We start from the raw sequence: 16,510 nt of genomic DNA on the forward strand, positions 1-16,510 counted from the left end.
GTGATCCTTAGGACGTCTTCATGCCTTCCAACACGATGGATGCGCTCTTGTAGGCCTGCCGCGTTCGGTCAATGTGTTCTACCAGGAGTGCCTTGATTTCCGACATGTCTCCTTGGCGCACGGCTTTGGCAATCTTCCTATGCTCGTCGAATGAAAGTTCAGTATGTTGTGGCAACTTCGCTAAATGGGTTCGAAGCGCGGCAATCTTGCCGACGTAGCGTGTATAGCTCGCCGTGAGATAATCATTTCCGGCGTGCTCAAAAATCAACTGATGAAACTGTGTATCAAGTGCCAGATACTCTTTCTCATTGCCGCGCCCGCGTTCGCGCTCCATCGCCTTCACCACTCGCAGCATGCCCTCGGCCAGGCCATCAGGGTCTCTTGCTAGGGCATATTCAAATGCAGCCGTTTCGATTGCTTGTCTGAAGTCGCAGATCTGCGTGACTTCCGAATCAGAAAGCGAAAACACGCGGGCGCCTTTCTGCGGCTCGATGCTAACCAATCCCTCGTCCCGCAACTGTGCAAGCGCTTCGCGCACCGGGGATTTTGAAACGCCCAACTCCTCCGAGATTTTCCGCTCCGATAGGATTTGCCCCATCTTTAGAGAGCCATCAATTATGCTGTTTCGCAAATGTTCCAGCGCTAATTCCCGGAGCGATTTGGGCCGTTCGAGTGCCATAAACAGGCCTCCCTAAAAAATGAGTTGCAAGGGTCAAGATATCTGATACACCAGATAGGGCAAGCTGGAATATCAGATATCAGAATTGCGCCTTGGGAGGAAATTTTTGATGCATGCGGAGCTGGTTCTCGACTGCAAAAACGAGCATGGCGAAGGGATCTTTTGGAACCCCGCAGACGGGCTTGTTTGGTGGACGGATATCGAAGGCCGCGCCTTTTGGTCTTATGACCCTTCGACCTCTTCCAGCGCTTCGCATGAAATGCCCGAGCGGGTTTGCTGCTTTGCCCCACGAGAAGTTGGCGGATTGATCGTAGCCTATGCTGATCGGGTTGTTCTGTTTGATCCAGAAACGAAGTCTGAAACCCTCGTCACGCGATTCGAACCTGAAAACCCCGAAACTCGATTGAACGACGGGCGGACCGATCGGCAGGGACGTCTTGTCGTCGGCGGCATGAACGAAGTGTCGGGTTCGCCGGATTCGTCGGTGATTTGCATCGACAGCGATCTCTCGGTTCGAACTCTGATCGACAAAGTATCCTGCGCCAACTCCACCTGTTTTTCCCCAGCTGGCACCACGATGTATTTCGCCGATACTCCAGACCGCGAAATTGTGGCCTTTGACTACAATACCAACACTGGGTCCGTTTCCAGACGGCGTGTGCACGCATCTTTTAAAGCTGAGCCCGGATTGCCGGATGGATCCTGTGTCGATGCCGAAGGCGGTGTTTGGAATGCCGAATGGGAAGGCCACCGCGTCGTGCGGGTTGGGCCCGACGGCACCATTGATCGCGTCATAAACGTCCCGGTGTGGAAACCAACTTGCTGCGCGTTCGGGGGACCAGACCTCGACACGCTCTTCATTACGACCTCTCGCCTGATGAGCGATGAGGCTGCCTTAAAAAAAGAACCGGACTCCGGCGGATTATTTGCCGTCAAACCCGGCGTTCACGGCGTGATCGACATGCCATTCACTGGATAAGCAACCATTCTCTGGGAGGAGAAAAATGACAAAACGATTGATGAACACAACACTTGCTGCTGGTTTCGCCATGCTGGCAACTGTGACATTTGCGGAAAACTATCCGACACCGGTACCGCTTCAAGATGGTGCACAAGCCCCAATTGACGCCATCACGCCGACGAATGAGGTTTTTCGGATCGCCTACATGCCGCCAGCGACCGAGTTCAACTACTACATCGCTATCGGTGAGGGCATCAAAGCTGTTGCTGCCGAAGCCGGCGTTGAGGTCTTCATGCTCGCCCCGCAGTCGGGCGCGGACATTAACGGCCAGATGGGCATGATCCAGGATGTGCTGACGCAAGACGTTGACGCAATTATCTTCGGAACCCATGACGAGTTCGCCGCGGCCCCCCTGCTTGAGCAGGCTGTCGACGCCGGAATGGCCGTCCTGATGATCAACTCGGACATCCCTAACTTCCCGACGCCGATCCACGGTGTTGTCGGCTATTCACAACGCAATGGCACCCACGCCATCGCAGACTGGGCCATCGAGAACTATGGCGATGAGCCCCTGCAAGTTGGTATCATCGAGGGCCAGCCGGGCTATCACTCCACCGAGCGCGTGGGTGGTTTCCTTGACGGGATCGAAGGCAATGAAAACTTCGAGGTTGTCGTGTCCATTGACGGCAAATGGAACGTCGAGGGCGGCAATACTGCAGGCATGGACATTCTTCAGTCCAACCCTGATCTGGATATGATCTTTGCTGCAAACGACTATATGATCATTGGTGCATCTTTTGCCGCCAAGGCGCTTGGTCGGGACGACATCGTTTTGCTCGGCAACGACGGCGACACTTCTGGACTTGAAGAAATCGCTGCAGGCAACATCACGGCGACCGTCAACACGTCGCCGTTCTTGATGGGCAAAGCCGCGATGCACGCAACTCTTGACGCTCTCAATGGCACTTATCCCGGAGGGTGGATCGAGACACCAACCTCGATCGAGGACATGGAGGGCGCGGTTGGCGTTCTGCAAGAGCCAGAGAAGCTGTTCCCACAGCCGTCCAGAGAATACTAACCTTTCTCCCTGTTTCCCGGCGGCGCAAGAACGTGCCGCCGGGAGGCGCTAGCCAACTCAATGTCACCTTCAAGTCGAGGCAATAGCATGACCAGCGAAACGCCCCTTTGGGAGTTTGTCGACATCAGCAAGGCCTATCCCGGTGTTCTTGCGAACGACAAGGTCTGCATCAAGCTCATGCCAGGTTCTATTCACGGGCTGTTGGGCGAGAATGGCTGCGGCAAATCCACAATGATCAAGACGCTTTCCGGCGTTCAGCAGCCCGATAGTGGCAAAATACTGCATAACGGAACGGAGGTGACGATCAGTGATCCACAAGCTGCCCGTGACAATGGGATCGCCACTGTTTTTCAAGAGTTTTCAATCGTGCCAACCTTGTCGGTGGGTGAAAACATTTTCCTCGGCAATATGCCACGGTCGCGTCTTGGAGTGATCAACTGGAAAAAAGTTCACGATGATGCCGCCCGTGTTCTCGCAGAAATGGACGTTGATGTGTCGCCCAATGCGATCACCGGAACGCTTTCTGTTGGCGAACAACAACTTGTTGAAATCGCCAAAGCCATCGCAATGGACGCCCGAATGATCATTCTGGATGAGCCGACGGCAGCCCTTGGCGAAGAAGAGATCGAACGCCTGCACCAGCTTTTGCGCAACATGCGCAGCCGTGGCACCGCAATTCTTTATGTGTCTCACCGTCTCGACGAGGTCGAACGGATCGTCGATGAGGTGACCATCCTGCGCAATGGCCGCGTGGTGCGGGCCAGCGGCGAAACTGAAATCAATGTTTCTGATATCGTTAGCGCCATGGTCGGCGAAGACATCGGTGAGCACTATCCGAAAGAACACAATGCGTCCGACGACGTCGTACTTGAGGCGCAAGGCCTGGTTACCGAGTTTGGCGTGACTGACGCCTCCTTTACGCTTCACAAAGGTGAGGTTCTTGGTCTGGGTGGCGTGTTGGGCAGCGGTCGGACGGAAATTGCCCGAGCGTTGTTCGGCACCGATGAACTGAGTGCTGGTCAGATCTTGCTAAGCGGCAAGCCGGTCCGTTTTCGGCGTGAAATCGATGCGATCCGTGCGGGTTTGGCTCTGGTTCCAGAGAACCGCAAATATGATGGGTTGTTCTTTAACTTCCGCGCCAGTGGAAACATCACGGCGGCCTCATTGGGTGGTCTCAACCGGTTTGGCGTCTTGAACCTCAAGGCCGAGGCGCAGGCCACCCATGACCTGATACGCGACCTGGAAATCTCGACCCAAGCTGAAGAAAAGACGGTGAATTTCCTGTCCGGTGGAAACCAGCAAAAGATCGTGATCGCGCGCTGGCTGTTCTCTCAATCAGATATCCTGATCCTTGATGAACCCACCCAAGGGATCGACATCGGCGCCAAGATCGCTGTCTACAAACTTATCAACAAACTGACGCGTGCAGGCAAATCCATCATACTGATCAGTTCGGACCACGATGAACTATTGGCGATGAGTGATCGGATTGCGGTCGTTCAGCACGGCGCGATCAAGCGCACTGTGAAGGCATCAGACCTTAACCACGATGATCTTGTGCGGGCATCTGCGGACGCCTTGCATACCAAGCCTGAGGAGGCGTTCGCATGAAGCGAGTTTTTGACACACAGTTGATCGGTCCCTTTGCGGCCATGGTGATTGTCGCGCTTATCGTTGCACTGACCACCGATCGGTTCCTAAATCCCGGCAACCTATCCAACCTGTCGTTGCAGGTAAGTATCGTGGCGTTAATTGCCATCGGGTCCACCATCGTGATTTTTGCAGCCGGCATTGACCTAAGCTCGGGCTCGATGGTGGCCCTGCTGACCATGATCCTTGCTCAGATGCTCAAGTTCATGGGCATTCCGCTTGTCTTAGCACTTCCGCTCATCCTTCTTGTGGGCGGTTTGTTGGGGCTTCTTATTGGTTTGATAACGGCTTACGGGCGAATACCCTCGTTCATCACGACTTTGGCCGCGTTGATTGCATTCCGTGGTCTTGCGCTGACGTTCAATAATGGCTCGCCAATCTTCTCGCTTGATCCGGCGTTGGAGCCAATCTTTTACGGTAAGTTGCTTGGCGTTCCGTTGCCCTTTTTCTACCTCGTGTTCTTTTACGCACTCGCCGCTTTCACGATGAACTTCACAAAGCTGGGCCGCGAGATTTATGCCGTTGGCGGCAACCCTGCGGCTGCCGTTCTGACCGGTATCAACGTGCGTAAAGTTCAGACGACGACGTTTGTCATTGCCGGTTTCATGACGGCGGTAGGGGCAATCCTGATGTCAGCGCGCCTCAACTCCGGTTCACCCAATTACGGTCAAACGCTTGAACTGCAGGCCATTGCGGCCGCCGTCGTGGGCGGGGCCAGCCTTGCAGGCGGGCGGGGCAATATCCTTGCCACGTTGATGGGCGCAATGACGATTGTGATCGTCCAGAATGGGTTGAACCTGAACGCAGCGCCATCCTCAGTGCAGAACATTGTACTGGGTCTGATCATCCTTCTGGCAGTTGGTATCGACATGTGGCGTGCCGAAATCTCCGGCCTGATGGGGCGTGTTTTTGGGCGCAAATCATCTGCGAAGAAAGTCAAGTAGAATAGGGGACGTGACATGGATTTAGGACTGAAAGACAAGCTTGTTCTGGTCACCGGTTCAGGATCAGGTATCGGGAAGGCGACCGCAAAGACCTACTTGCAGGAAGGTGCACGACTGATCGTGCATGGCCTCACAGAGGCAGAGGTCACTGCGTGCGTGAATGACCTGTCATCACTTGGCGATGTCACCGGCATCGCGGCCGACCTGTCTAAGAGCGAAGATGCGACCGCATTGGCAGAGTTTGCCAAAGCGCAGGGCGATGTTGACATTTTGGTCAACAATGTCGGTATCTTCTCGGTCAAGCCGTTCGAAGAGCTGACCGATGAGGACTGGCTGCACTATTTCAACATCAACGTTCTGTCCGCCGTTCGGATGAGCAGGATTTTCTTGCCCGCCATGCTCAAACGTGGCGAGGGATCTGTCATCAACATGGCCAGCGAAGCAGCTGTCAAACCGTTGCCCCAGATGGTGCATTATTCGGTGACCAAAACTGCCATGTTAGGTCTGACCCGTGGCATGGCAGAATTGACCAAAGGCACGAAAGTGCGGGTCAACTCAATCTTGCCGGGCCCAACCTGGACCGAAGGTGTCGAAGCTTACTTTGACGGCCTTGCCGACCAGAAGGGCGAGCCGCTCGACACGATCGTGAATAACTACTTCAAATCCGATGAGCCCACCTCACTGATCCAACGCTTCGTCCAACCTGACGAAGTCGCCCGCATGATCGTCACGATTTCCGCAAGCACCGCCTCGAACGGTGCGGCGCACCGGATCGAAGGTGGCATCGTTCGCAACATTCTTTAACACCCAAGAAAGAAGGAGCCTGTCATGGCTGCACTCACGTTTTCTCACATCGGCATCACGGTTCCGGACCTCGAAAAGGCCGTAGATTTCTACTCCAAGGCGTTTGGTCTTTATGTGCTGATGGAACCGACCGAAATCCTACACGACGACAGCGCCATCGGCGAGATGTGCGATGACGTATTCGGCGAGGGCTGGGGCAAATTCCGCATAGCCCACCTTTCAATGGGCGACGGCGTCGGCATCGAATTGTTCGAATTCCCCAAGACAATCGAAGAAGAACGCCCGTTTGAGTACTGGCGTCGCGGATTGTTCCACTTCTGTGTGCAGGATGAAGATCTCGAGGGCCGCATCAAAGTCATCGAGAGCCTGGGCGGCAAGCAGCGCATGAAACAGGTGCGTAAATATTACCCCGGCGAAAAACCCTATCGAATGGTCTACATGGAAGATCCGTTCGGCAACATCTTCGAGCTCTATAGCCACTCGTATGAGTTGACGTATTCGGCAGGCGCCTATGGCTGATCCCGTCACAATAAAACCCCGCACAGATAGGCCCAAGGTCGTGATCACTGATTACGACTTTGGTAACGTAGACGTTGAGACCGAGATCCTTGAAGCGGCCGGCGCAGAGGTCATCGCGCTTCAGGCCAAGAACCAGGAGGATTTGTTCGAAGTTGCCCCTGATTGTGCGGCGATGATGAACCAGTACGCGCGGATCGGTAGGGACACCATCTTGCGGATGCAAAAATGTGAAGTCATCGCGCGCTATGGCGTCGGTGTTGATATCGTGGATGTGGAAACTGCGACTGACAAAGGCATTCTTGTTACCAACGTCCAAAACTACTGCACCGAGGAAGTCGCCGATCATGCCATTTCTCTTTGGCTGACCCTCGCGCGTAAATTGCCCGACTATGATCGCGCGACCCACGCAGGCATCTGGCAATGGCAAAGCGGTCAGCCAGTCTATCGATTGCGCGGGCGCACAATGGGTATCGTATCTCTGGGCAAGATTGGACAAGCGATCCTGGCGCGGGCGCGGGCCTTTGGAGTCAGGGTCATCGCCTATGATCCTTTCTTGCCTTCAGATGTCGCCGCTAACCTTGGCGTCGAACTTGTGAGCAAACCCGATTTACTGGCCCGTTCCGACTATCTTTTGATGCAGGCGCCGATGACGCCCGACACCCGTCACTTTCTGTCGGATGCCGAGTTTGCGGCGATGAAGCCCGGGGCCATTCTTGTGAATACAGGGCGCGGCCCCACAGTCGATAACGCCGCACTCTTCCGCGCATTGAGCGGGGGGCATTTGGCCGCAGCAGGTCTGGATGATCCGGAAGAAGAACCGGCCAAAAGGGCGAATTGGACTCCCGATGATAACCCGCTTTTCACGCTGCCAAATGTGCTCGTGACGCCCCATGCGGCCTATTACTCAGAAGAATCCATTCTTGCGGCCCGCGTCACCGCAGCGACCCAAGTGGCCAAAGTCCTGACAGGGCAACAGCCAGATTACACCGTCAACGCCGATGCGTTGGCCGCACTCACCGCTTAATAGGAGACAGATATGCCAGACGTGAGCACAGACCTCAGGGTCTTCAACGACTTCGACCGAAACCCAGATTTGCTGAAGAAATTCGACAAGGTGTTGGAGGCTTATTCCGCCGCCGCTATTTTTGCAGATGTGCAGTACCGCACTGGCGTGATGGACAGCGCCATCAAACCGGCTTTTCGCGCAAAGGTGACAGGTCAGGCCGTCACGGTTCAATTGTCCAAGGGGGACCTTGTTGACCCCTTACGAGCGCTTGAGATGGCACAGCCAGGCGACGTTATCGTTGTTGATGCGGGTGGCGATCTGCAAACGTCGGTCTGCGGCGGCCTCATGGGCGGATTGGCTCAGAACCGCGGAATTCGCGGCATGATTGTTGACGGTACGGGTCGCGATACGGATGAGCTGGAAGACATCAACTGGCCGATCTGGACGCGCGCGATCACGCCACGCGGGACGCACACGATGTTTTCAGAACGTAAGGAAGAGCTTTCGATCAATGTTCCCATTGCCTGTGGCGGCGTGGTCGTGAACCCTGGCGATTTCATTGTCGCTGATCTGATGGGGGTCGTCGTGGTTCCGCAGCAAATTGCAGAAGAAACTGTGCGCCTGGCACAAGAACAAGCGGATCGCGAAGAGAAGACACGCGAATGGGTCGCACAAGGCAAAACCGTTGAGGATCTGTTGAATGAATTCGGCCGTATCTGAACCAGCTCTCATCGGTGTTGATTGGGGGACGAGTTCGCTTCGCGCTTTTCTTATCGATACGGATGGCCAGGTTATTGAGGGTGTCTCTTCTCCCGAAGGCATTATGCAGGTGTCTGGAAATACCTTTGAGGCGGTCCTCGACCGCCTCATTGGTCCTTGGGTGTCGCAAACCGATCTTCCAATCCTTGCATCAGGAATGATCACAAGCCGAAACGGCTGGGTTGAAACACCATATGAACAGATGCCGCTCGGGGCGTGCCGCCTCGCGCAGGCCCTTGTACCACATGACACCGAAAGCGGTGTTCGCGTTCACTTCGTGACGGGTGCCTCTGTCGAACATGCTGGTGGACCGGACGTAATGCGCGGAGAGGAGGCCCAGATCATCGGCGCTTCTGCCCTTGGTTTGAGCGAGGGCGCTTTCGTGATGCCGGGCACCCATAGCAAGTGGGTGCAGGTTGCGGATGGCAAGATCGTGGATTTCTCGACCTATATGACGGGTGAGATTTTCGCGGCACTCAAAGGCCATACGATTCTGGGCACCCTGATGACAGACGACACCTTTGACGAAGAGGCGTTTACCATTGGGGCAAAGGCCGGGCTTGAGGGCTCATCAAACCTTTTGCACAGCCTTTTCCACGTCCGAACGTTGCCGCTAATGGGAAAGATCCCCAATGGTGCGACGGCCGACTATATGTCTGGTTTGCTGATTGGCACAGAAATTGCCGCAGCCATCATAGACGAGTCTGAAATGGACGCGGTTACCATCGTGGGGCGGAACGACCTATCAGAGCGATATGAGATCGCTTTGCGCCTTGCGGGGCTTGAATGCCGGCACGCGCCTGATGATATCGTAGCAAAGGGCCATTTCCTGATTGCCCAGGCGGCGGGGTTGGTCGGATGATCGAACTTGCGACAGCTATCTCTCAGAACCCGCTGATTGCGATCCTGAGAGGGTTAGCGGCGGCAGACGCGGCCTCTGTTTCTGACACTCTGGTCGATGCTGGTTTCCGGATTATCGAGGTCCCGCTGAACTCACCAGACCCGCTGGAGTCGATTGCTGCGATTGTGAAGCGGCATGGATCGCAAGCAATTGTCGGCGCAGGGACCGTTTTGACAGTAGATCAGGTCGATGCGGTTGCCGATGCCGGCGGCCGGATCATCGTATCGCCCAATATGAACCCGAATGTCGGCCAAGCCGCCATCGCGCGAGGGTTATATTGGTGCCCTGGCATCGTGACGCCGTCCGAAGCCTTTGCGGCGTTGGAGATTGGCGCGTCAGTACTGAAGGTCTTTCCGGCTGAAATGGCACCGCCCGCTGCTATTGCTGCGATGCGGGCCGTTCTGCCCAAAGACGCGATCATCGCGGCAGTGGGCGGGATTACACCCGAAACAATGCCACCTTATCTTGCAGCGGGTGTGAATGGCTTTGGACTGGGATCAGCCTTGTTCAAACCCGATTATGAAATCGAAGACATCGACAGACGCGCTAGGGCGTTTGTCGAAGCAATAAAGAGGCGAGAATGAAACAAGTCCTTGTCACTGGAGGGACACGCGGGATCGGCGCAGGTGTTGCAAGGTCGCTCGCATCGGCGGGCTGGTCCGTTGTCGCAGCATCGGTTTCGCAGGCAGAGATTGATGCGTTTGATCCACAGGATAGGATCACGACATGGCTTCTGGACGTCACGAGCCAGACGTCTGTTGATGCGACTTTTGGTGAGCTTACCCAACTTGACGCCCTCGTTAACTGCGCCGGCATCCTGTTGCGCGGTGACGAATACGACATCGACGTTTTTGCTCGCGTGCTGGACGTGAACCTGACGGGCACCATGCGATGCTGCCTCGCGGCGCATCCTTTGTTGACGGAAACCGGCGGTGCAATCGTCAACACCGCCTCCATGCTCAGCACCTTTGGCGGCCCACTCGTACCCGCTTATTCGGCCTCAAAAGGCGGCGTCGCACAACTGACCAAGGCGCTGGCTGGAAGATGGGCTGAAGACGGCGTCCGCGTGAACGCGATCGCTCCGGGCTGGATCGAGACAGAGATGACCCAAGGGCTGCGAGACGACCCCGACCGGACCGCAGGCATCATGGCGCGCACGCCAATGAAGCGGTGGGGAAAACCCGAAGAAGTCGGAGCGCTTGTGCACTGGCTACTGAGTGAGAATGCCAGCTTCGTCACCGGATCAGTCTATCCGGTCGACGGCGGTTATCTTGCAATGTGAGGAGAGCAAGATGACTGAAGATACAAGCCGGATGCCGTACCAATTGCCGTTCCCGAAGGATGCGCAGGAAGAGATCGTGATACCCAACGCCATGAGCGAAGATGACAAGCTTTGGGTGCCGCAAGCTGAGAATGTCTGGTTTCGCCCGCTGTGCCTAAACCGCTCGCAAGGCTATTGGATGAACCTGCTGAAAGTCCGCAAAGCTGGTGTCCTGTCGCGCCATCGTCATCCGCAGCCGGTTCATGGGTTTGTCCTGAAAGGCCGCTGGCACTATCTGGAGCACGACTGGGTCGCTGAAGAAGGCGGTTATGTCTACGAGCCACCGGGAGAGACCCATACGCTCGTCGTCCCCGATGAAGTCGAAGAGATGGTGACCTATTTTCAGGTCAACGGTGTGATGTGTTACGTCGATCCCTGGGGCGAAGTCACCGGCTTTGAAGATGTTTTCACCAAGATCGATCTTTGCCGAAAGCACTTTGACGAGGTCGGGCTGGGAGAAGACTACGTTGAACAATTCATCCGCTGAACATTTGTGTTTTGCGCTCGTGGCGCATGACGCAAGAAAAGATGAACTTGTAGAATGGGTGAGGCACAACAAGTCCTACCTATCTGATGTGCGTATCGTATCAACTGGTACGACTGGTGGGCGGATCAGTGAATCATTCCCGAAGCTAGCCGTCACAAGATTAAAAAGCGGCCCATTGGGCGGTGATCAACAGATTGGCGCGCTTATCTGTGAAGAGGAGCTTGATGCGTTGATCTTCTTCGTCGATCCACTCTCCCCGATGCCGCATGACGTTGATGTCAAAGCGCTGACACGTCTTGCGACCGTTTATGATCTGCCCATGGCGTGTTCGCAATCAACGGCAGATCTCATCGTCAGCGGGCTCTGCGGGCAGCCCACAGCTTAACCTGCCCAATCCGTCGGATTTCACCCGTTCAACTCATGCAGCATCCAAAAGGTATTGTGCAAGCTCGTCCAGTCGTTCGGCACCCAGCTGGCTCATATTCGCTGTGATGTCGGCCTGCAAAATGTGCACGAGGTGCTCGATGCCCTTCGCTCCGAATGCCGCGACCGCATATTGAAAAGCTCTGCCCACCATGACGAAATCAGCACCCAAGGCCCGCGCGCGCATAATATCGAGCCCCCAGGCAACGCCGGAATCGTAAATCAGAGGCACGTCTGGGCCAACCGCTGCTCGGACCTTCGGCAACTGGTCGATGACGGCGGGGCCGGCTTCGAACTGGCGGCCAGAATGGTTTGAAACCCAGATGCAATCAGCCCCCATGTCCACCATGCGTTTTGCATCTTCCGGCCGCAGCACACCTTTGACGACCAAATTGCCGTCCCATTCTTCGCGCAGTTCATTAAGGTATTGCCAATCCGGAATGCCTCGAATGAGAGCACCAGCATGGGTAAAGCTCTCGCGGCCTCGCTGGGGAACATAGTCGTCAAAGAACCGCATTCGCGGCATGATCCCTTCCCGCAGATGTGCCAGGCACCACGCGGGACGCGCAGCCATCTCGGTCAGCGTTCGCAGGTCGGCTTTTGGCGGCACGGTCAGGTTGGCGCGGCGCTGCCGCTCGCGCCGACTTTCCTCAGGGACATCCACCGTGATGATGAGCGTGTGAAATCCTGCCGTTTTGATACGCGGCAACATTTTTCGCCGCAGGTCGGCACTGTTTACCGGGTAATGCTGGAACCAGCCATTCTGACCAATGTGCGGCGCGACATCTTCTGGGGAGGCGACGGCCACACTGGACAGTGTAAACGGAATGTTATGCGAGGCGGCGGCTTGTGCCAGCATGCGTTCGGCACCCGCCCACATCAGGCCGGACATGCCAACGGGGGCTATTCCAAACGGCAAGTCGTAAGTATGACCCAGAAGCGCCGTCTGCAGGTCTGCCTTGGTCCGGCCACACAAGACACTGGGCATGAACCCGATCGCGTCAAGTGCGTCCCGGTTTACCTTCAAGCCCAATTCGCGACCTGTTGCGCTGTCGAGATACTCGAAAGCAAACTTTGGTATTCGCTTTCGTGCCGCAAGCCGAAGGTCTTCGATCGAAGGGTGTGATAGATCCAGGTCCATTATGCGCCAGCCCTGTTCGGTTGGACTACCATAGCGATGGTAGTGCCAAGGAAATGGCTGGCACGTAGGTGATCAGCATCAACAGAACCAGCATACCCACAAAGAAGGGCAGGATGGCCTTACTGAGCTGTTCGATTGAAACCTTCGAGATTCCGCTCGCCACAAAAAGGTTCACCCCGAGTGGTGGCGTACAAAAGCCAATGGCGAGGTTTACCGTTAGGATGACACCAAACACGATGGGATCGACGCCAAGCGCGGTCGCGACGGGAAGCAGAATTGGTGTCATGATGATGATCGATGAAATCGTCTCCATGAACATGCCGATAACCAACAAAAGAAGATTGATCAGCAAAAGGATCATGATCGGGTTGTCCGAAAGGCTGGTGATCGAGGCCGCCAGTTCCGTCGGAATGCGTGCCAATGTGATTAGGCGTCCGAATGCCGTTGCCATAATGACCAGCACCAAGATCGTTCCGCTGGTCTTGGCGCTTCCTGCGAGAATTGAGGGCAGATCAGCGAACGTAATGTCGCGATAGACGAATATCCCGATAATGACCGCATAGACGACAGCCACCGCACCCGCCTCAGTTGGCGTGAAGATACCGCTATAGATTCCACCCAAGATAATCCCTGGCACAAGAAGTGCCCAGATTGATGTCCGGAAGCTTTCCCAGACACCGGCACCTGAAAAGGTCGTCGTTGATTCCTGAACAGTCTTGTCGTTGCGTAACAAGACCCGCGCGACCAGCATGAACATCAACGCGAACAAAATGCCGGGCACGACGCCTGCGAGGAAGAGTTTGCCAATAGAGACCTCTGCAGTGACACCATAGATGATGAATGGAATGCTGGGCGGGATCATTACGCCGATCATTCCCGAAGAAGCGGTCAATGCGCCGCTGAAGCGCCGTGTGTAGCCGACTTTTTCCATCTCGGGGATCATATTGGATCCGATGGCCGCGACCGTCGCGGGCGAGGATCCGGAAATCGCCGCGAAAAACACGCAGGCCAAGACATTCACATAAGCCAGACCGCCGCGAATATGCCCGATCAGTGCATTTGCGAAACCGACGATCCGGCGCGACATGCCACCATGCTGCATAAGGTCGCCCGCGAGAATAAACAAAGGGACAGCGATCAGTGGAAAGGAATCCGCTCCAGTCACAACAGACCGAGCAAGCAGGACCATGGGCGGTGTGCCGTCAACAAAGACCATGACAATCATTGTGGCCAGGCCGAGGCAGATCCCGATCGGCACGCTGAACAAAAGCAAGGCGAGTAGGGTTATGAAGAGAATGGTTGCCAGCATGTATTCGCCCTCACGTTTTGGTTTGCGCGATCAGACGCAAGGTGCGCAGCAAATGCTGAACAACGCGGATCGCTGAAAGTGCCGCGCCGACAGGCGCCGAGGCATAAAGAATGGGAATGGGCAGCCCCAGGACGACCGACGACTGACTGGCAACGAAAGGCATCCTGATCAGCTTGATGCATTCAATCGTGAGCATTGTGAGAAAGCCAAGAACCAAAACAGCGACGATTGCATCGACGATCAGTCTGCCCCGGTCGCTCAGGATGTCTCGCAGCACAGTAATGCGCACATGTTCGCCGGTGTGAAACGCGTAGCTGACGCCGATCCAGACGAACCAGACGAAAAGCCAAAGAGTAAGTTCCTCACCCCATGAGAGGGAGGCGTTCATAATGTAACGCATGAACACGTTGCCACTGATCAACAGAACAATCGCAGCCAGCAGCAAACTTGCCAAAGCCCTTTCTGCGTTCTCGTTAAGCCATTTAAGACCTGACATTTCACCCCTCCCAATTGGATGCAGGCGCCCCGGCGTCATCTGCCAGCGCACCTGCGATTGTAGATCAACGGAACCTTAGTTCGCGCTTGCTGCGGCAACCGCTGCAACCCAAGCGTCGTAAGCTTCTGCACCAACTTCATCACGATACTGCAAGCGGACGCTTTCGGTCGCATCGGCAAAAGCCTGACGCTGCTCTGCAGTCAATTCCAGCACCTCAACACCAGCGGCCCGGATCTCTTCCAACTGCGAAGCGTCTTCGGCAGCCACAGTCTCGGCCTGGAACGTGCGCGCTGCAGCCATCGAATCGCGGATAAGCTGTTGATGTTCTGCGGACAGAGAGTCGAAGAATGGCTGGCTGATCACTGGCATGTAGACAGCAAAGACATGGCCGGTCGTGGAGAGGTAGGACTGAACCTCGTAGAACCGCTGCGATGTAATGATGGCCAGCGGGTTTTCCTGCCCGTCGATCACACCCTGCTGCAGAGCGGAGTAGACTTCGCCGAAGTTCATCGGTGTTGGGTTTGCGCCGAGCGCCTGGAACGTTGCCACGTGGGCAGGTACCTGCATTGTACGCAGTTTGACGCCCTCAAGATCAGCAGGAGATGCGATAGGGCGCACGTTGTTCGTCACGTTACGAACACCCAGCTCCAGCCAGCCAAGACCCACAAGGCCCTGCCCTTCGATACGCTCGATCATGCCGTCACCGGCTTCGCTCTCCAAAACGTTGAACGCGATGTCCTTGGACGCATACATGTAGGGCAGTTCGATGACTGCGAAAGCAGGGTCCCAGCCCGCGAAGAAGGACGATGGCGGAATGGCCATTTCCAAAACGCCAGTCTGAACGCCTTCAATCATTTCACGATCAGGACCCATTTGCGAGGACGGGAAGATTTGCACGTCGATCTCACCGTTTGAGCCAGCTTCCACCAACTCTTCGAAATGCAGAAGAGCACGGTGCATATGAAATGACTCAGCCGCTCCATGACCCACTTTGATGACAGTTTCGGCAGACGCAGTGAACGCAAGACCTGCCGACAGGATCGCACCGAGTGCGATGGTTGATTTCTTAGACAAGGTATCCTCCCTAGGATTCAGTAAGTTAGCATTTCAGCTACTATCTGAGATATCAGATATGGTATAGAAATCAAGCTTACATGTGGTATCGTGTGGGTGTGACCATTGGGACCGAAGCGATCATGACTGAGATAATGCAAATTAAGCGGCCGGATTCATTAAGCAAAATTGCTGAAGAGCGTATTCGGAAAGGGATCATTAAAGGCGCGTTTCGCTTGGGCGAGTCGCTGCAAGAAGCGAAGCTTTCGGAAGTATTGGGCATCAGCAAGACCCCGATTCGCGAAGCTTTGGCGGCATTGAAACTGCAAGGACTCGTCGAAATCATACCGCAGCGCGGTGCTTTCGTTTTTTCCCTCTCACAAGATGACGTGGTTGAGCTTTGCCAGTACCGGCTGTTCCTTGAGACTGCAGCTCTCAAACGGGCAATTAATGTAAGTCGCGACGCGTTTCTTGCAGCGCTAGGAGATATCGTCACACAAATGGCGGCGGCTCGCAGCGCAGATAGCTTTGAATTGTATCTGGAACTGGATGCAGAATTTCACGACACATTCTTCAGTTGTTGCGGCAACCATTACCTGCAGGAAGGATATCAGAAGGTCGGCGATATCGTGCGAACCATGAGGACGCATCTTTCAAAGCAATCGGAACGGACAGAAAAATCGTTCGCTGAGCACGAAGCGATCGTGACGCATTTAGACGAGGGAAGGTTCGACACAGCGTTGGCTGTCCTAAAGCGGCAAATCACGCGCGGTGAACGTTCATACTCAGACTTGATTGGTGCGAACCAATAAGACACACGCCGCTCCAAGCTCTTACGCGCAGCGAATGGCTGCAATTCGGTCAGCGGTTACAGTATGAAGAGTGCTTGCTGGATATCGGCCATTGCCCGACTCAACCTCGTACGGATTTCGTCGTTTCCGCGAAGCCGACATTAGCGTCGTTGCAGCATTTCGGTACT

Annotated in this window: 19 protein-coding genes; 14 read left to right on the forward strand and 5 right to left on the reverse strand. The window is 55.3% G+C overall.

Annotated elements, in window-relative coordinates; all coding sequences use genetic code 11:
* Nucleotides 1-7 precede the first annotated feature (7 nt).
* Nucleotides 8-679 (reverse strand): GntR family transcriptional regulator, encoded by a 672-nt coding sequence (locus DHN10_RS04850; RefSeq protein ID WP_108814120.1) that lies wholly within the window; start codon nucleotides 677-679, stop codon nucleotides 8-10.
* A gap of 109 nt (nucleotides 680-788) precedes the next feature.
* On the opposite strand from DHN10_RS04850, the gene DHN10_RS04855 reads away from it, so the two are divergent.
* The 13 genes from DHN10_RS04855 to DHN10_RS04915 all read left to right on the forward strand — a co-directional run bounded on the left by DHN10_RS04855 (nucleotide 789) and on the right by DHN10_RS04915 (nucleotide 11,494).
* Entirely contained in the window at nucleotides 789-1,658 is an 870-nt protein-coding gene (locus DHN10_RS04855) for an SMP-30/gluconolactonase/LRE family protein (protein WP_108814121.1), read from the forward strand.
* A 25-nt stretch (nucleotides 1,659-1,683) separates the two neighbouring features.
* Nucleotides 1,684-2,718 (forward strand): sugar ABC transporter substrate-binding protein, encoded by a 1,035-nt coding sequence (locus DHN10_RS04860; protein ID WP_108814122.1) that lies wholly within the window; start codon nucleotides 1,684-1,686, stop codon nucleotides 2,716-2,718.
* An 87-nt stretch (nucleotides 2,719-2,805) separates the two neighbouring features.
* Entirely contained in the window at nucleotides 2,806-4,329 is a 1,524-nt protein-coding gene (locus DHN10_RS04865) for a sugar ABC transporter ATP-binding protein (RefSeq protein WP_108814123.1), read from the forward strand.
* Nucleotides 4,326-5,312: an ABC transporter permease gene (locus tag DHN10_RS04870; protein WP_108814124.1), complete on the forward strand. Its 987-nt coding sequence runs from the start codon at nucleotides 4,326-4,328 to the stop codon at nucleotides 5,310-5,312. Before DHN10_RS04865 ends, DHN10_RS04870 begins: the two co-directional genes overlap by 4 nt.
* A gap of 15 nt (nucleotides 5,313-5,327) precedes the next feature.
* Complete coding sequence (locus DHN10_RS04875) at nucleotides 5,328-6,116, forward strand: SDR family NAD(P)-dependent oxidoreductase (protein WP_108814125.1); 789 nt, start codon at nucleotides 5,328-5,330, stop codon at nucleotides 6,114-6,116.
* 24 nt (nucleotides 6,117-6,140) lie between these two features.
* Nucleotides 6,141-6,635, forward strand: a complete 495-nt coding sequence (locus DHN10_RS04880; protein ID WP_108814126.1) for a lactoylglutathione lyase family protein — start codon at nucleotides 6,141-6,143, stop codon at nucleotides 6,633-6,635.
* Nucleotides 6,636-6,675: 40 nt separating this feature from the next.
* Nucleotides 6,676-7,659 (forward strand): C-terminal binding protein, encoded by a 984-nt coding sequence (locus DHN10_RS04885; RefSeq protein ID WP_234417029.1) that lies wholly within the window; start codon nucleotides 6,676-6,678, stop codon nucleotides 7,657-7,659.
* A 12-nt stretch (nucleotides 7,660-7,671) separates the two neighbouring features.
* Nucleotides 7,672-8,361 carry an RraA family protein gene (locus tag DHN10_RS04890; RefSeq protein WP_108814128.1) on the forward strand — a complete coding sequence of 230 codons (690 nt, stop codon included), beginning with the start codon at nucleotides 7,672-7,674 and terminating at the stop codon, nucleotides 8,359-8,361.
* Nucleotides 8,342-9,262 (forward strand): 2-dehydro-3-deoxygalactonokinase, encoded by a 921-nt coding sequence (locus DHN10_RS04895; protein ID WP_108814129.1) that lies wholly within the window; start codon nucleotides 8,342-8,344, stop codon nucleotides 9,260-9,262. The genes DHN10_RS04890 and DHN10_RS04895 overlap by 20 nt, the downstream gene beginning before the upstream one ends.
* Nucleotides 9,259-9,885, forward strand: a complete 627-nt coding sequence (locus DHN10_RS04900; protein WP_108814130.1) for a 2-dehydro-3-deoxy-6-phosphogalactonate aldolase — start codon at nucleotides 9,259-9,261, stop codon at nucleotides 9,883-9,885. Before DHN10_RS04895 ends, DHN10_RS04900 begins: the two co-directional genes overlap by 4 nt.
* Nucleotides 9,882-10,583 carry an SDR family NAD(P)-dependent oxidoreductase gene (locus DHN10_RS04905; protein WP_108814131.1) on the forward strand — a complete coding sequence of 234 codons (702 nt, stop codon included), beginning with the start codon at nucleotides 9,882-9,884 and terminating at the stop codon, nucleotides 10,581-10,583. Before DHN10_RS04900 ends, DHN10_RS04905 begins: the two co-directional genes overlap by 4 nt.
* Nucleotides 10,584-10,593: 10 nt before the next feature.
* A complete protein-coding gene (locus tag DHN10_RS04910; protein ID WP_108814132.1) occupies nucleotides 10,594-11,109 on the forward strand; it encodes a 2,4'-dihydroxyacetophenone dioxygenase family protein in 516 nt (171 codons plus the stop codon).
* Between the two features lie 4 nt (nucleotides 11,110-11,113).
* Nucleotides 11,114-11,494 (forward strand): methylglyoxal synthase, encoded by a 381-nt coding sequence (locus DHN10_RS04915; protein ID WP_306419255.1) that lies wholly within the window; start codon nucleotides 11,114-11,116, stop codon nucleotides 11,492-11,494.
* A 33-nt stretch (nucleotides 11,495-11,527) separates the two neighbouring features.
* Here DHN10_RS04915 and DHN10_RS04920 read toward each other — a convergent pair whose 3' ends face one another.
* The 4 genes from DHN10_RS04920 to DHN10_RS04935 all read right to left on the reverse strand — a co-directional run bounded on the left by DHN10_RS04920 (nucleotide 11,528) and on the right by DHN10_RS04935 (nucleotide 15,552).
* Complete coding sequence (locus DHN10_RS04920) at nucleotides 11,528-12,673, reverse strand: alpha-hydroxy acid oxidase (protein WP_108814134.1); 1,146 nt, start codon at nucleotides 12,671-12,673, stop codon at nucleotides 11,528-11,530.
* Nucleotides 12,674-12,698: 25 nt separating this feature from the next.
* Nucleotides 12,699-13,982, reverse strand: a complete 1,284-nt coding sequence (locus DHN10_RS04925; RefSeq protein WP_108814135.1) for a TRAP transporter large permease — start codon at nucleotides 13,980-13,982, stop codon at nucleotides 12,699-12,701.
* 10 nt (nucleotides 13,983-13,992) lie between these two features.
* Nucleotides 13,993-14,478 (reverse strand): TRAP transporter small permease, encoded by a 486-nt coding sequence (locus DHN10_RS04930; RefSeq protein WP_108814136.1) that lies wholly within the window; start codon nucleotides 14,476-14,478, stop codon nucleotides 13,993-13,995.
* A gap of 75 nt (nucleotides 14,479-14,553) precedes the next feature.
* Entirely contained in the window at nucleotides 14,554-15,552 is a 999-nt protein-coding gene (locus tag DHN10_RS04935; RefSeq protein WP_108814137.1) for a TRAP transporter substrate-binding protein, read from the reverse strand.
* Between the two features lie 80 nt (nucleotides 15,553-15,632).
* Between DHN10_RS04935 and DHN10_RS04940 the strand changes: the two genes are divergently transcribed.
* A complete protein-coding gene (locus tag DHN10_RS04940; RefSeq protein WP_234417032.1) occupies nucleotides 15,633-16,343 on the forward strand; it encodes a GntR family transcriptional regulator in 711 nt (236 codons plus the stop codon).
* Nucleotides 16,344-16,510: the final 167 nt, after the last annotated feature.

The organism is Loktanella sp. Alg231-35 (assembly GCF_900143545.1).
Classification (GTDB): Bacteria; Pseudomonadota; Alphaproteobacteria; order Rhodobacterales; family Rhodobacteraceae; genus Yoonia.

Bases quoted from the DNA above. Each gene is read 5' to 3' on its own strand.
- DHN10_RS04850 (WP_108814120.1), bottom strand. From the start codon at position 679: ATGGCACTCGAACGGCCCAAATCGCTCCGGGAATTAGCGCTGGAACAT.
- DHN10_RS04855 (WP_108814121.1), top strand. From the start codon at position 789: ATGCATGCGGAGCTGGTTCTCGACTGCAAAAACGAGCATGGCGAAGGG.
- DHN10_RS04860 (WP_108814122.1), top strand. From the start codon at position 1,684: ATGACAAAACGATTGATGAACACAACACTTGCTGCTGGTTTCGCCATG.
- DHN10_RS04865 (WP_108814123.1), top strand. From the start codon at position 2,806: ATGACCAGCGAAACGCCCCTTTGGGAGTTTGTCGACATCAGCAAGGCC.
- DHN10_RS04870 (WP_108814124.1), top strand. From the start codon at position 4,326: ATGAAGCGAGTTTTTGACACACAGTTGATCGGTCCCTTTGCGGCCATG.
- DHN10_RS04875 (WP_108814125.1), top strand. From the start codon at position 5,328: ATGGATTTAGGACTGAAAGACAAGCTTGTTCTGGTCACCGGTTCAGGA.
- DHN10_RS04880 (WP_108814126.1), top strand. From the start codon at position 6,141: ATGGCTGCACTCACGTTTTCTCACATCGGCATCACGGTTCCGGACCTC.
- DHN10_RS04890 (WP_108814128.1), top strand. From the start codon at position 7,672: ATGCCAGACGTGAGCACAGACCTCAGGGTCTTCAACGACTTCGACCGA.
- DHN10_RS04895 (WP_108814129.1), top strand. From the start codon at position 8,342: ATGAATTCGGCCGTATCTGAACCAGCTCTCATCGGTGTTGATTGGGGG.
- DHN10_RS04900 (WP_108814130.1), top strand. From the start codon at position 9,259: ATGATCGAACTTGCGACAGCTATCTCTCAGAACCCGCTGATTGCGATC.
- DHN10_RS04905 (WP_108814131.1), top strand. From the start codon at position 9,882: ATGAAACAAGTCCTTGTCACTGGAGGGACACGCGGGATCGGCGCAGGT.
- DHN10_RS04910 (WP_108814132.1), top strand. From the start codon at position 10,594: ATGACTGAAGATACAAGCCGGATGCCGTACCAATTGCCGTTCCCGAAG.
- DHN10_RS04920 (WP_108814134.1), bottom strand. From the start codon at position 12,673: ATGGACCTGGATCTATCACACCCTTCGATCGAAGACCTTCGGCTTGCG.
- DHN10_RS04925 (WP_108814135.1), bottom strand. From the start codon at position 13,982: ATGCTGGCAACCATTCTCTTCATAACCCTACTCGCCTTGCTTTTGTTC.
- DHN10_RS04930 (WP_108814136.1), bottom strand. From the start codon at position 14,478: ATGTCAGGTCTTAAATGGCTTAACGAGAACGCAGAAAGGGCTTTGGCA.
- DHN10_RS04940 (WP_234417032.1), top strand. From the start codon at position 15,633: ATGTGGTATCGTGTGGGTGTGACCATTGGGACCGAAGCGATCATGACT.